Raw genomic sequence first — 13,804 nt, 5'->3', positions numbered from 1 at the left:
ATGAAACAATGGGAAACGGCGTTGGTGCGCCCTGGTACGACCCTGGAACAGGCTATCAAGGTGCTTGACCGCGCTGCGTTACGCATAGTGCTGGTCGTTGATATTCAGCAAAAGTTATTGGGTACGATGACTGATGGCGATTTGCGGCGAGCGCTGATCAAGCATCAATCTTTGGATACTGCGGTTGAAAAAGTCATGAATCCGCAGCCAAAGGTGGCGACACTAGACTGGAGCCGCGAGCGTCTACTCCATGTGATGGAACAACAGCAAGTGCTGCAGCTGCCAATAGTCGACGAGCAATACCGCATCATTGGACTGGAAAGTTTGCATGAGCTACTTAACCAGCAAACACAAGACAATCCTGTTTTCCTTATGGCCGGTGGTTTTGGCACACGCCTGCGACCTTTGACCAACGATTGTCCTAAACCGATGCTGAAAGTAGGCGAAAAGCCGATTCTGCAGGTCATTCTTGAGAGCTTTGTTAAAGCGGGCTTTCACCGTTTTTATATCTCCACGCACTATATGCCTGAGATGATTCGTGATCATTTCGGAGACGGCAGCCAGTGGGGAGTTAGCATTCAATATATCCATGAAGGTGAGCCGTTAGGTACTGCAGGGGCGCTGGGTTTACTGCCTAAAGATGAGATTGATCAACCGTTATTCGTGATGAACGGTGATCTTTTGACAACGCTCAACTTTCAGAGCCTACTTCAGTTTCATGAGGCGCATCCAGCCAGTGCTACCATGTGCGTGCGCGAGTATGAATACCAAGTGCCTTATGGCGTGATTGAGAGCCATGGCCATCATATTACATCAATGGTTGAAAAGCCTCTTCAGCGCTTTTTTGTTAATGCGGGCATTTATCTTTTAGATCCTGTCCTGCTTCAGCGGGTAACTCATAACCATCGTATTGATATGCCAACGGTGCTTGAGAATGAAATAGCAAATAATCGTAAGATTAATATGTTTCCAATACATGAATACTGGTTAGATATTGGTCGTATTGAAGAATTTTCACGTGCTCAAAAAGACATAGCAGGTAGTTTACAGTGAGCAAAAGTAATCGTGAGATCGATACTCTTGCTATCATTCCGGCTCGCGGAGGAAGCAAGCGACTGCCACGGAAAAATGTTCTTCCTTTAGCAGGAAAGCCGTTAATACAATGGTCAATAGATGAAGCCATAAAAGCTGATTCAATCGATTTGATAGTGGTTACTTCTGATGATGACGAAGTGTTAGGAATCGCTGATGAATATAAAAGCCAGAATGTCATCTCAATAAAGAGACCACCTGAACTTTCTTCAGATATTGCTAAAAGCGTCGATGCTGTTAAACATGCCTTGTTACAGCTTTCTAAGATGGGAATATACCCCAATCAGATTTTGCTATTGCAACCTACTTCTCCTTTAAGAAAAGCGTGCGATATTCAAGGAGCTATCGATTTTTTTGAAAATGAAAAAGCTGATAATGTTATTTCTGTATGCGAACTTGAGCACCCTAGTGCTTGGTGTGGAATGATATCAGAAGACCGTGTCTTGCATGGCTTTGATCTTAGTGTCTCGCGTTCACAGGAGGCCAGAAAAGAATATAGAATTAATGGTGCGATATATGTGGTTAATAGATTAGCCTTCATGAGTAAAGGCAGTATGATTTTTGAGAAACCAAAAACATTTGTTATGCCACAGGAAAGGTCAATAGATATCGACACTTACTTTGATTTTAAGATGTGCGAAGCATTTATGCTTATTGAATGAAAGCTACAAAGCATAGATATTGTTTCCAACAAACCCTAAAACTCCTATCGGTTCTGCCGTTACCTATTGTAACGAACTATCTGCACGGACATCAGGATGGCGGTGATTAATACAAACCTGCTCTCTTTAAACGGCCAGAATCAGCTCCAGCGCTCACAGTCTGCAATGGAGACGGCTATCGAGCGCCTTTCATCAGGGTTGCCTATCAATAGCGCAAAGGATGATGCCGCTGGGCAGGCTATTGCTAACCGCATGGAGTCCAACCTTCGAGCCGGCTCGGCTTTAACGTGTGGGATCAATGATGGCATCTCGCTGATGCAAACTGCTGAAGGGAGGCTGGATAGTATTAACGCCCTCTTGCAGCGATCAAGCGAGCTGGCTATTCAATCCACAAAAGATACCCTTTCGGATGCTGAGCGCTCCTCAATCAATGCTGAGTATCAGCAACTCGCTGAGGAGATCGACCGGCTAGCATTTAGCGCGGAGGCGTTTGGGAAAACACCCCTCGCACCGCTGAGCCGCGCCCATTACTCGTTAAACTGGGTAACGCGCCTCATATTACCGAGCTGCCATCACAATTGCTCCTACCCCTTCTGATACTCATTCATTGGGGCTCGAAGGGGTGGCGTTGGACCCTAAAGAGAAAGCCCTAGAGGCAATGCAGAAGCTTCAGCAGGCAGTGGGGCAAGTTGATGGCTATCGTAGTCAATACGGGGTTCTAAACAATCGTTTCGAGTCTGCCATTGGTAACCTTAACCAGGAGCAAGCGAGCCTGGGAGCTGCTAAGTCGAGAATTGAAGATGCCGATTACGCTATTGAGGCGTCCAGTATGGTTAAAGCGCAGATTCTCCAGCAGGCGGGCAATTCGATGCTAGCTCAAGCCAATCAGACTCCTCAGAATATTCTTTCTCTGTTAGGTTAACTGTCCAGCCGCTTGGTAATCGATAGTAAAAATGGGGCCGCATACGGTCCCATTTTTTATGGCCTTAAATGTAGGACGTGGATCATCAGCCTATGAAGGATCGGCTTGGCTGTCTTGTGTAAGCACACCCACCAATGGCTATGCCCGCTAGAATCGATCTTGCTCGTATGTTCAATAAAAAGTAAGTTATAGTGAGCCTAGGGGCAATGATAATAATACAAATCAGGTATTCTTACTTGGCGGGGAAACCAACGATGGATCCGCATAAACTGGCAATAACCTTAGCGATTGCTGCTGGCTGGCTGAGTTTTAATTGTTTAGTAGTCGCTATGTACTACATGCTGAGCGGTAGAGGCGTGCTGGAAAGTGGGATGTGGCGAGGCGGGGAGTGGTTGAGGTCTGGGCAGAAATTGACACCTTCCGCTAAGCCCGATGTGCCTTCGTCCCTAGGTGGCGAGGTGGCTATTGATCAAGCCGCTATCAATAGTGCTGCCCTTCAGTTGAATAGCGCCTCTACGCTACCCGAAGACGGTAGTGTTGAAGAAGTGGTTCCTGAAAGTGATGACAATAACGCTAACCACGTACTCTTTGTAATGTTTAACCAGCCTGATCTCGCACTCAATAAAAAGTTACACACGACCCTGCAAAACTGGGATGCCCACTACGACGCTGTGATGCAGGTTTACAGCGTGCCGGGTGTTACCCCACAAAATCCAGTATTGGTCACTAATGCTTACCCCCCAGGAGTGATGCCGTCCGCGGATTCTTTCCAGCAAGAAGAGCAACTAATTAGTGGTGTGAGTGTGATTCTCAAAAAGCCCAAGCGTAAGCGCGGTTTCGATAAGGTACAGCTTGAAAAATTTGTAGCGTTTACTCAGGAGCTAGCGGCGCTTGGGGGTGACATATTTGATGCGCAGCGCCAAGCGGCCACGGCGAGCACGTTCTACGCTATACAGCACAAGTAACCCGCTAGGGCTGGCCATATATTCAAAATAAGAATAAAAATTAACTTTAATATTCTTTTATTCGTTTTTGTCGTGGGGGTAAGATGGCAGCCATTACATCCGCATGGCTTTCTGTGCAGGCTTTCTATGCGGTCATTCGTATCGTCGGGCTATCCACCAACGAGGAAACAGAATCATGCCACTATCACGTAAGCTCAATATTACCCTCGCTGCGCTCTCTTTAAGCGTTGCTAGCGGTGTGTTCGCCGCTTCTGCCCAAGCCGATACGCTGCGCGTGGGCATGTCGGGCGGTTATTTCCCCTTTACGTTTGTGGAGCAGGATGAGCTTAAGGGCTTTGAAGTCGATGTGATGAATGCCGTGGGTGAGATAACCGGTGATGACATCGAGTTCGTGACTGCGAGCTTCTCGGGCTTGGCCGGTATGCTGGAATCTGGCCGTATCGACACCATTGCCAATCAAATAACGATTACACCAGAGCGCGAAGCCAAGTACGCCTTCACCGAACCCTATGTATATGACGGCGCACAGGTCGTGGTGCGAGCGGGTAATGATTCTATTCAGGGCGTCGAAGATTTATCCGGCAAAAGCGTGGCAGTGAACCTGGGTTCCAACTACGAACAGCTACTGCGTGAACAGCCGAACGCCGATGAAATAGATATTCGCACCTACGAGTCTAACATTGAGCAAGATGTAGCCTTGGGCCGGGTAGAAGCCTTTGTGATGGACCGCGTGAGTGCGACACAAGTCATCAAAGAGAAAGGCTTGCCTTTAGAACTGGCGGGTCAGCCGTTCTCGACGATTGAAAACGCGTTGCCGTTCCGCGATGACGAAGCGGGCCGGGAGCAGCGTGAGCGTGTTGATGCAGCGCTTGCCGAGTTGCGCGATAATGGCGAGCTACGTGAGGTATCGGAAAAGTGGTTTGATACGGATATCACCCAGCCGTAACGTTTAGGCTACCCTGATTTAATGCGGCCGTGGCATTGCCACGGCCGCTTGCTTATAAGCGGTCTAACTTATGTTTAAAAATTATGCTTAACCTTGAATATATGTGGGGGCTGTTGCCGGTTCTGCTGCGCTATCTGCCGCTCACGCTTCAGATGGCGACGATCGCCATGTTCTTTGCGCTGATACTGGCGTGCCTACTGGCGGTGGTTCGTGTATCGAAAGTGCCGGTGTTAAATGGGTTTTCGCTGCTATTTATCTCGTTTTTCCGCGGTACGCCGTTGCTGGTTCAACTGTTCCTCTTCTACTACGGCTTGCCGCAACTGATTAGTTCGTTGATCGCGATTACCGGTGTTACCGCTGCGGTGCTGGGGCTGACGCTGCACTTTTCTGCCTATATGGCCGAGTCCATTCGTGCTGCAATCGTCGGTATTGACCGCAGCCAGACCGAAGCCGCGCTCTCCATCGGCATGACTCAATCACAGCTGATGCGTCGCATTATCTTGCCCCAGGCAACACGTGTGGCGACACCCACATTGATGAACTACTTCATCGATATGATCAAGGCGACCTCTCTGGCCTTTACACTCGGGGTTACCGAGTTGATGGGGGCTACGCAAAAAGAGGCTGCGGGCAGCTTTCTCTATTTGGAGGCGTTCTTGCTGGTGGCGCTAATCTATTGGGCGGTAGTAGAAGTGCTCTCCTGGGGGCAGCGTCGGTTAGAAATTTACCTGAATAAGGCCTACCAACGATGATTTCGCTGCAAGGCATTACCAAGCGCTTCGGTGGCCACACGGTATTTAAAGATGTTGATTTGAGCCTTTCCAAGGGCGAGATCATCGTAGTTATTGGCCCTTCCGGTACGGGTAAGTCAACGCTGCTGCGCTGTATTAACTTCCTTGAAAAGCCAGACGCCGGGCGGTTGCAGGTGGGTGACTTGAGTGTTGATACGCAGCATGCCAGCCGGGCGGACATTTTAGCGCTGCGCCGCCGTACTGCGTTTGTGTTCCAGAACTATGGCCTGTTCGCCAACAAAACCGCGCTAGAGAATATTTGCGAAGGGATGATTGTGGTGGACAAGCTGCCAAAGGCCAAAGCCCATGCGCGGGGCAGGGAAATTCTGGAACGCATCGGCCTAGCGGAAAAAGCCGATGCTTACCCGGCTTCGCTCTCGGGCGGCCAACAACAGCGGGTGGGGATTGGCCGCGCCATGGCGGCGAATGCCGAGGTGATTCTGTTTGATGAACCTACGTCGTCGCTTGATCCGCAGTGGGTTGAAGAAGTGTTAAGCCTGATGAAGCAGCTGGCCGTAGAGCGCCAAACGATGATTGTGGTTACCCATGAGATGCAGTTCGCCCGGGAAGTAGCGGATAGGGTGGTGTTTATGGACGAAGGCGGCATCGTCGAGCAAGCCCCGCCTGAAGAGTTGTTTACCGCACCCAAAGACGAGCGCACGCGCCATTTCTTGCGCAAAATATTATCACCCACCGGGCAGGCAATGCCATAAAGCCGACTTGCTGAGGTCAACATGCCCACTTCCGCTAACAAAGTGCCTGCTATCACTAAGGCGTTACTGAAAAGTGTTGAGCAACTAGCCTGCGAGGCGGGCGAGGCGATTATGCAGGTATATAGTCGTGAGTTCGCCGTTGAGCTTAAAGACGATAATAGCCCGCTCACCGAAGCGGATACAGCGGCTCACTTGATTATTGCGCGTGGTTTACAGGCGCTTACGCCTGAAGTGCCGGTGCTTTCTGAAGAGGATACCCAGCGCTTTAGCGCCGCTAACGCCGAGGGCTTTTATTGGCTAGTAGACCCGCTGGATGGCACCAAAGAATTTATCAAGCGTAACGATGAATTCACCGTCAATATTGCGCTGATCGCCAAAGGGCAGCCGGTGTTGGGTGTGGTGGTGGCACCTGCTTTGGCGTTTACCTACCTAGCCGCCGAAGGCTTGGGCGCGTTTAAGATCTCTGTTGATGGGCAGTGGCAGGCCATCCAGGCGTCATCGCCTCCGCTAGTAGGGCAGCCCTGGCGAGTGCTGGGAAGCCGCTCGCACTCCGACCCGCGTATGAAGGCGTGGCTAGAGGCACTGGGACAATATGAAATTCAGCCCATGGGCAGTTCGCTAAAGTCGTGCTTTATCGCTGAAGGTAAAGCAGATGTATATCCGCGTTTCGGGCCAACCAGCCTGTGGGATACGGCTGCTGCCCAGGCAATTGTTGAACAGGCCGGTGGTCGAGTGATCACGCTGGAAGATCAACCTTTAAGCTATGCTAATCCCCTGCAGGTGCTTAACCCCGATTTTGTAGTGTGGGGCAAAGAGGATATTAAAGAGGGGATTAAAGAGAGTACTAAGGCTGGCGTACAGTATTGACAACCGCTGGCAAGCACGGTTAGTGCGTGATAGACTATGCCATCCTCTCAGACAAGACCCGTGAATGGGCAGCTTCATTTAACTGCCTGTTGTACGTTTTGGCAGGGTTAAAACCTGCCAAATCAACTGGTTGCGATAGGCCAGTGGTTATAGAAGTGTCATGTTGCGGAAATGTCGAGCTGTGATAGCGCAGCCGACGAACACATATTTAATTTCGTTGCCGGTAAAATGGCAACCTTTATTCTCCAAGGAGATACCCTGTGGCGAACAGCAAGCAAGCTCGCAAGCGCGCCCGCCAGGCCGAGAACCGTCGCGTCCTGAAATCCAGCCAGCGCAGCATGGTCCGCACCTACATCAAGCGTGTAGTGAAAGCGATCGGCACCGGCGACCACGCCAAGGCAATGGAAGAGTTCAAGGCAATGCAACCGGTCGTTGACCGTATTGCTGACAAAGACGTGCTGTCTAAGAAGAAAGCAGCTCGCCTGAAGAGCCGTTTGAACAAGCGTATTAAGGCACTGGCGGCGTAAGCCGGCAGGCGCCATAAAAAACCGGCTACGGCCGGTTTTTTTGTGCCTGGATGATTTTCCTTGATGCTTTTTCTGGATAGCTTATGACGGCGATAAAAACACCCAACTCGACGCCCGGCACTAACGTGGTCCGTCGCGGGCTTATGCGTTCAGGTATCGTCGTCAGTGCGATGACTATGCTGTCTCGGGTGCTGGGGCTGGCGCGCGATGTAGTTATCGCTACCTTGTTAGGGGCGGGGGATGGCGCCGATGCGTTTTTCGTGGCGTTTAAGATTCCTAATTTTTTGCGCCGTCTGTTTGCCGAAGGGGCCTTCAACCAGGCGTTTGTGCCGGTGCTTTCGGAATACTCTACTCAGCGAAGCCGGGAGGAGATACGCGCACTATTGAATGCCACTGCCGGTAGCTTAACGGCAGTGCTGGCGCTGATTACGGCCGTGGCCATGCTCTGCGCGCCGTGGCTCATTTGGGTGTTTGCCCCCGGCTTTGGTAGTGAACCGGAAAAGTTGTCGCTGACCGCCGATATGCTGCGCTTAACGTTCCCCTATTTATTGCTGATTTCGCTGACCGCTTTTTCGGGCAGCGTGCTGAATACTTGGAATCGGTTTGCAGTACCCGCATTTACCCCTGTGCTGCTTAATCTTTCACTGATTGGTGCGGCATTGTTTTTAATGCCGCTTATGGAAGAGCCCGCCATGGCGCTGGCCTGGGGCGTGTTGATCGCTGGGGCTGCGCAGCTGGTTTTTCAGGTGCCGTTTTTATTACGTTTAGGGCTGATGCCCACACCGTGGCCAAACTTTGCCCATGAGGGCGTGCGTCGCATTCTAAGGCTGATGGGGCCAGCGCTGTTCGGGGTGTCGGTATCGCAAATCAACCTACTGTTGGATACCGTGCTGGCCTCATTGCTGGCAGCGGGGAGTGTGTCGTGGCTCTATTACTCTGACCGTTTAGTGGAGTTGCCGCTGGGTGTGTTTGGGGTAGCGATAGGGACGGTTATTTTGCCAGCGCTCTCTAAGCGCCATGCGGAACAGTCCAAAGAGCACTTTGCCGCCATGCTCGATTGGGCGATTCGGATTGTATTGCTGTTAGGCTTGCCTGCGGCGCTAGCACTGGCGGTATTGGCCGAGCCACTGCTGATTACGCTATTTCATTACGGCGCAATGACCGATAACGACATCCAAATGGCAGCGATGAGCCTGCGCGCATACGCCTTCGGCTTGGTGGCCTTTATGTTAATCAAAGTGTTGGCGCCGGGCTTTTTTGCTCGTCAAGATACCAAAACCCCAGTAAAAGTTGGCATTGTCGCCATGGTCGCTAACATGGTGTTTAATCTACTGCTGATTTGGCCGCTGGCCCATGCTGGGTTGGCGTTGGCGACCGCATTGTCGGCATTCTTGAATGCTGGCCTGCTGGGTTACTTGCTGTATAAGCAAGGTGTGTTGGTCTTTCAGCCGGGCTGGAAGCGTTATTCTGTGCAGTTGCTGGGTGGCAGCGCTTTGATGTGTGCGGCACTCTATTTTGTAGCGCCCGATTGGCAGGCGTGGCTCACGTTTGGCCTTTGGCAGCGGGTAAGCTGGGTCACTGGGCTGGTCATCTTGGGCGGCTCACTCTACTTCGCGTGGCTGGCAGCACTGGGTTTACGCGTTCGTCATTTTAAAATGCACTCATAACGCTGCACCCTAGCGTGTAGGTTCGTTATAATCAGAGGCTTTGTCCTCCCACTGGCTGAGGTGCCATGCGCGTCATTCGAGGTCTGCACAACTTGAAAGCGGCTCATCGTGGCTGCGTTGCGACGATCGGTAACTTCGATGGTGTGCACCGCGGTCATCAAGCCATTCTTCAGCAGTGCCGTGAACATGCCGCACGCTGGCGTGTGCCGCTGACAGTGGTGGTGTTCGAGCCCCAGCCGCGCGAGTTTTTTGCCGGTGATCAAGCGCCGCCGCGGTTAACACGCCTACGTGAGAAGGTGCGGCTACTGCGCGACTTTGGCGCCGAACAAGTGCTGGTTCTGCCGTTTAACGACGCGCTGCGTAGCCTGACCGGGCGCGAGTTTATCGACCAAGTGCTGATTGATGGGTTAGGCGTTAAGCACTTGGTGGTGGGCGATGATTTCCGCTTTGGCTGCGATCGCCGTGGTGATTTTGCCCTACTGGCGGAAGTGGGCCGTGAGCAAGGCTTCGGCGTAGAGCACACGCGCACTTTTACTGTGGATGACGAGCGAGTTTCCAGTTCGCGAGTGCGTACCTTGCTGGCCAGCGGGAATTTTTCTGCCGCGGCACGTTTATTGGGCCGCCCCTACTCGTTACATGGCCGTGTGGTACGCGACCAGCAGTTGGGGCGTACGCTTGGCGTGCCCACCGCCAATCTGCCGTTGCTACCACAGCCGTTAACGCTGCGCGGTGTTTTTGCAGTGGTGGCGGAACTTGCAAACGGCAAACGCTACCCGGCCGTTGCAAATGTTGGTTTCCGGCCCACGGTGGGTGCAGATCGGCCGACACTTGAAGTACACCTGCTGGATTTTACCGGCGACCTTTACGGTCAACGCATGACGGTATACCCCTGTACGCGCCTACGGGGCGAGGTCAAGTTCGATGACCTTGATGCACTTAAAGCGCAAATTGAACGTGACCAGGACCGTGCTCGCCAGTATTTAATGGTGGCAGCGGCCGACCAAGACAGTGCTGAAGATGGCAGGACTGATCAACGTTATTCTCTTCCGCTGGCTTCGGCCCCGCTTGGGCGTGAGGCGATGTCTTCAAATGCGGCGTCTTCAAATACGATTTCTTCTGATTCTTATTCGGCGGATGATGCCGCCGATGCTAACGACGGCTGACCAGACCATGGATTATAAGCACACGCTGAATTTGCCTGAAACTGATTTCCCGATGCGCGGCATGCTGCCGAAGCAAGAGCCAGGACGGGTTTCCCAGTGGCAGGACATGAATATTTACCAGCGCCTGCGTGAAGCGCGCGCAGGTGCGCCGCTGTTTGTATTGCACGATGGCCCTCCCTACGCCAACGGCAGTATTCATATTGGTCACGCCGTTAATAAAATCCTGAAAGATGTTATCGTTAAATCGAAGAATCTGGCCGGCTTCGATGCCCCTTATGTGCCGGGTTGGGACTGCCACGGCTTGCCCATTGAGCACAAAGTCGAAACCACTCACGGCAAGCACCTGGCGCCGGAACACGCTCGTGAGCTGTGCCGGGAGTACGCGGGTGCCCAGGTTGAAACCCAACTGGCTGATTTTGTACGCCTGGGTATCATCGGCGATTGGGATCATCCGTACCGCACCATGGATTTCGCCAACGAAGCGGGCGAGATTCGTGCCTTGGCCGAGATGGTCGATGCGGGTTACGTGTTTAAAGGCTTGAAGCCGGTCAACTGGTGCTTTGACTGTGGTTCGGCGCTGGCGGAAGCCGAAGTCGAGTATCAGGACAAAAAGTCCGATGCTATTGATGTGGCTTTCCCGGTAGAAGACGCCAACAAGCTGGCGGCTGCGTTTGGCTTAGCTGAACTGGCTAAGCCGGCGGCGGTGGTGATTTGGACCACCACACCGTGGACCATCCCCGCCAACCAGGCGCTGAACGTTCACCCTGAGTTTACTTATGCGTTGGTCGATACTGGCGAGCGCCTGTTACTGCTAGCAGAAGAGTTAGTGGAAAGCTGCTTGGAACGCTTTGGTTTGCAAGGCGAGGTGATTGCCACTACCCAAGGCAAGCAGCTTGATCTGATTAATTTCCGCCATCCGTTCTACGATCGTCTCTCGCCCGTTTATCTGGCGGATTACGTCGAGTCTGAAGTCGGTAGCACCGGTATTGTGCACTCCGCACCCTCTTACGGCATGGATGACTTTTTGACCTGCCGCGAGCATGGCATGGAGTTCGACGACATGCTCAACCCGGTGCAGGGCAACGGTGTTTACGCAGATGATTTACCGTTCTTCGGCGGCCAGATGATCTGGAAGGCTAATCCTAATATCGTCGAGAAGCTGCGCGAAGTGAACGCGCTGATGGCGCATATCCCGATCAAACATAGTTACATGCACTGCTGGCGGCACAAAACGCCGGTAATTTACCGGGCCACGGCGCAGTGGTTTGTGGGCATGGATATTAAAGGCAAAGATGGCAAAACGCTGCGTGAAAGCGCTTTGGAAGGCATCGAAGCCACCGCGTTTACGCCCGCTTGGGGGCAGGCCCGCCTGCACAGCATGATCGCCAACCGCCCCGATTGGTGTATCTCGCGCCAGCGTAACTGGGGCGTGCCGATCCCGTTCTTTTTGCATAAGCAAACCGGTGAGCTGCACCCGCGCACCGTTGGGTTGATGGAAGAGGCTGCCAAGCGCGTTGAACAGGAAGGCATCGATGCCTGGTTCAAACTCGACCCGGCTGAACTGTTGGGCGCGGAAGCGGCGGAGTATGACAAAGTCACCGATACGCTGGATGTCTGGTTTGATTCCGGCACCACGCACCGCCACGTACTTCGCGGCTCGCACCCTCACGGCCATGAAAGCGGCCCGCGGGCGGATCTGTACCTGGAAGGCTCTGACCAGCACCGTGGTTGGTTCCACTCGTCGCTGTTGACTGGCTCGGCGATTGACGGTCACCCGCCGTATCGTCAGCTGCTGACCCACGGCTTTACCGTTGATTCCCAGGGGCGCAAGCAGTCCAAGTCACTGGGCAATGTGGTGGCGCCTCAGGAAGTGATGGATAAACTGGGCGGCGATATTCTGCGCCTGTGGGTCGCCTCCACCGATTACTCCGGCGAAATGGCCGTCTCCGACGAGATTTTGAAGCGTACGTCAGACGTGTATCGCCGGATTCGTAACACCGCTCGCTTCCTGCTTTCAAACCTTAACGGGTTTGATCCAGAGCGTAATCAAGTCGCGTTTGGCGATATGCTGGCGCTGGATCAGTGGGTGGTGGATCGTGCCCACCAATTGCAGGCGCGGATCGAAAAAGCCTACGAAGAGTACCGCTTCCTGGATGTATACCAGCAGGTGCACGGCTTCTGCGCCCGGGAACTGGGCGGTTTCTATCTGGATGTCATTAAAGACCGCCAATACACCACACAAACCGATTCGCTGGCACGGCGTAGCGCGCAAACCGCGCTTTATCACGTGGTGGAAGCGCTGAGCCGCTGGATCGCGCCGATTCTCTCCTTCACCGCTGAAGAGATCCACGAGAACATCCCAGGTAAGCGCGGCGATAGCGTGCTGCTCGAGACCTACTACACTGACCTTGGCGCTCTGGATGAGGATGCCGAGCTGGGCCGTGCTTTCTGGGAGCAGGTGTTAGAAGTCAAACACTCGGTGAATAAGTGCCTGGAAGATGCCCGTAATGCCAAAGTGATTAAGGGCAGCTTGGCGGCCGAAGTGACGCTGTACGTCAGTGATGAGCTGCAGGCGACACTGGCTAAACTGGGTGACGAGCTGCGTTTTGTCATGCTGACCAGTGAAGTCACGTTGAGGCCCTTGGCTGCTGTAAGTGGGGCTGATGCGAGTGAGGCTGAAGACACCGAGCTTGAAGGCTTGAAAGTGGCGGTCAACGCGAGTGACAACACCAAGTGCGAGCGCTGTTGGCACCATCGCCCGGATGTGGGCACCCATGCTGAACATCCGGATCTATGCGGCCGCTGCATTAGTAACCTCCCCGAGGGCAGCGGTGAGGTTCGCTACTATGCTTGATAAGAGCACGCCTGATGCAAACGCGCCTAGCGATGAAAGCGCACGGCCGACCATGCAGCGGCCGTTGCGTTGGCTGTGGCTAGCGTTGGCGGTGATTGTGCTGGATTTGGCCACGAAATACGTGGCCAGCAGCCAGTTGGGTTATGCACAGCCAGTGGAAGTGTTGCCGTTTTTTAACCTGACGCTGCTGCATAACACTGGCGCGGCGTTTAGCTTCTTAGCCACGCACCCCGGCTGGCAGCGCTGGTTTTTCGCCATTATTGCGATTGGCGCGACGGTAGGCTTAACAATTTGGCTCACACGTATCAAACACGATGAAAAACTGTTGGCGATAGCGCTGCCGTTGATTATCGGTGGTGCGCTGGGGAATCTCTATGACCGCTTGGTGCATGGCTATGTGGTCGATTTTCTCTCCTTCCACGTCGCTGGGTGGTACTACCCGGCGTTTAATGTGGCGGATATTGCGATTACCCTGGGGGCAGTCGCTTTAATCTGGGAATCTATTATGGGTGAGCGGCGGCGCAAAAAAACGCACGGAAACGTTTCATAACGGTCTGGTCATGAAGGTCTGTTAATAGCGGTCTGCCCTAACGCGAAGACATTCACGAAAAGTCATTTATAGACAGGTAAGGATG

Annotated in this window: 14 protein-coding genes; all 14 read left to right on the top strand. The window is 53.0% G+C overall.

Annotated features, from left to right (window positions below):
* The 14 genes from ACW44H_RS16580 to lspA all read left to right on the top strand — a co-directional run bounded on the left by ACW44H_RS16580 (window position 1) and on the right by lspA (window position 13,719).
* The gene (locus tag ACW44H_RS16580; protein WP_457505639.1) at window positions 1-1,053 is read left to right on the top strand and encodes a nucleotidyltransferase family protein; all 1,053 of its coding nucleotides are present in this window, start codon (window positions 1-3) and stop codon (window positions 1,051-1,053) included.
* Entirely contained in the window at window positions 1,050-1,754 is a 705-nt protein-coding gene (locus tag ACW44H_RS16575; protein WP_457505638.1) for an acylneuraminate cytidylyltransferase family protein, read from the top strand. The genes ACW44H_RS16580 and ACW44H_RS16575 overlap by 4 nt, the downstream gene beginning before the upstream one ends.
* Window positions 1,755-1,850: 96 nt before the next feature.
* The gene (locus ACW44H_RS16570) at window positions 1,851-2,351 is read left to right on the top strand and encodes a flagellin N-terminal helical domain-containing protein (protein ID WP_457505637.1); all 501 of its coding nucleotides are present in this window, start codon (window positions 1,851-1,853) and stop codon (window positions 2,349-2,351) included.
* Between the two features lie 25 nt (window positions 2,352-2,376).
* Window positions 2,377-2,676, top strand: coding sequence for a flagellin (locus tag ACW44H_RS16565; RefSeq protein ID WP_457505636.1), 300 nt, complete (start codon window positions 2,377-2,379; stop codon window positions 2,674-2,676).
* Between the two features lie 254 nt (window positions 2,677-2,930).
* A complete protein-coding gene (locus ACW44H_RS16560) occupies window positions 2,931-3,641 on the top strand; it encodes a hypothetical protein (RefSeq protein ID WP_457505635.1) in 711 nt (236 codons plus the stop codon).
* A 175-nt stretch (window positions 3,642-3,816) separates the two neighbouring features.
* The gene (locus ACW44H_RS16555) at window positions 3,817-4,587 is read left to right on the top strand and encodes an amino acid ABC transporter substrate-binding protein (RefSeq protein ID WP_457505634.1); all 771 of its coding nucleotides are present in this window, start codon (window positions 3,817-3,819) and stop codon (window positions 4,585-4,587) included.
* A gap of 83 nt (window positions 4,588-4,670) precedes the next feature.
* On the top strand, window positions 4,671-5,339 hold the full coding sequence (locus ACW44H_RS16550) for an amino acid ABC transporter permease (RefSeq protein WP_457505633.1): 669 nt from the start codon (window positions 4,671-4,673) through the stop codon (window positions 5,337-5,339).
* Window positions 5,336-6,091: an amino acid ABC transporter ATP-binding protein gene (locus ACW44H_RS16545; RefSeq protein WP_457505632.1), complete on the top strand. Its 756-nt coding sequence runs from the start codon at window positions 5,336-5,338 to the stop codon at window positions 6,089-6,091. The genes ACW44H_RS16550 and ACW44H_RS16545 overlap by 4 nt, the downstream gene beginning before the upstream one ends.
* Window positions 6,092-6,112: 21 nt before the next feature.
* Window positions 6,113-6,958 (top strand): 3'(2'),5'-bisphosphate nucleotidase CysQ, encoded by an 846-nt coding sequence (cysQ, locus tag ACW44H_RS16540; RefSeq protein WP_457505631.1) that lies wholly within the window; start codon window positions 6,113-6,115, stop codon window positions 6,956-6,958.
* Window positions 6,959-7,218: 260 nt separating this feature from the next.
* Entirely contained in the window at window positions 7,219-7,485 is a 267-nt protein-coding gene (gene rpsT, locus ACW44H_RS16535; RefSeq protein WP_022521977.1) for a 30S ribosomal protein S20, read from the top strand.
* Between the two features lie 83 nt (window positions 7,486-7,568).
* Window positions 7,569-9,152, top strand: coding sequence for a murein biosynthesis integral membrane protein MurJ (gene murJ / locus ACW44H_RS16530; RefSeq protein WP_457505630.1), 1,584 nt, complete (start codon window positions 7,569-7,571; stop codon window positions 9,150-9,152).
* A 65-nt stretch (window positions 9,153-9,217) separates the two neighbouring features.
* Window positions 9,218-10,315, top strand: a complete 1,098-nt coding sequence (ribF, locus tag ACW44H_RS16525; protein WP_457505629.1) for a bifunctional riboflavin kinase/FAD synthetase — start codon at window positions 9,218-9,220, stop codon at window positions 10,313-10,315.
* Entirely contained in the window at window positions 10,299-13,169 is a 2,871-nt protein-coding gene (gene ileS / locus ACW44H_RS16520; protein WP_457505628.1) for an isoleucine--tRNA ligase, read from the top strand. The genes ribF and ileS overlap by 17 nt, the downstream gene beginning before the upstream one ends.
* Window positions 13,162-13,719, top strand: coding sequence for a signal peptidase II (gene lspA, locus ACW44H_RS16515; protein WP_457505627.1), 558 nt, complete (start codon window positions 13,162-13,164; stop codon window positions 13,717-13,719). Before ileS ends, lspA begins: the two co-directional genes overlap by 8 nt.
* Window positions 13,720-13,804: the final 85 nt, after the last annotated feature.

It is taken from the genome of Vreelandella sulfidaeris Esulfide1 (genome assembly GCF_054072535.1).
The sequence above is the reverse complement of the archived record's forward strand: the minus strand, read 5'-3'. Positions and strand labels throughout refer to the sequence as shown.

Excerpts from the sequence above, each read along its gene's own strand:
- ribF (WP_457505629.1), top strand. The coding sequence starts at position 9,218 with ATGCGCGTCATTCGAGGTCTGCACAACTTGAAAGCGGCTCATCGTGGC.
- cysQ (WP_457505631.1), top strand. The coding sequence starts at position 6,113 with ATGCCCACTTCCGCTAACAAAGTGCCTGCTATCACTAAGGCGTTACTG.
- ACW44H_RS16580 (WP_457505639.1), top strand. The coding sequence starts at position 1 with ATGAAACAATGGGAAACGGCGTTGGTGCGCCCTGGTACGACCCTGGAA.
- ACW44H_RS16560 (WP_457505635.1), top strand. The coding sequence starts at position 2,931 with ATGGATCCGCATAAACTGGCAATAACCTTAGCGATTGCTGCTGGCTGG.
- ACW44H_RS16570 (WP_457505637.1), top strand. The coding sequence starts at position 1,851 with ATGGCGGTGATTAATACAAACCTGCTCTCTTTAAACGGCCAGAATCAG.
- ACW44H_RS16550 (WP_457505633.1), top strand. The coding sequence starts at position 4,671 with ATGCTTAACCTTGAATATATGTGGGGGCTGTTGCCGGTTCTGCTGCGC.
- ACW44H_RS16545 (WP_457505632.1), top strand. The coding sequence starts at position 5,336 with ATGATTTCGCTGCAAGGCATTACCAAGCGCTTCGGTGGCCACACGGTA.
- ACW44H_RS16555 (WP_457505634.1), top strand. The coding sequence starts at position 3,817 with ATGCCACTATCACGTAAGCTCAATATTACCCTCGCTGCGCTCTCTTTA.
- ileS (WP_457505628.1), top strand. The coding sequence starts at position 10,299 with ATGCTAACGACGGCTGACCAGACCATGGATTATAAGCACACGCTGAAT.
- murJ (WP_457505630.1), top strand. The coding sequence starts at position 7,569 with ATGACGGCGATAAAAACACCCAACTCGACGCCCGGCACTAACGTGGTC.
- lspA (WP_457505627.1), top strand. The coding sequence starts at position 13,162 with ATGCTTGATAAGAGCACGCCTGATGCAAACGCGCCTAGCGATGAAAGC.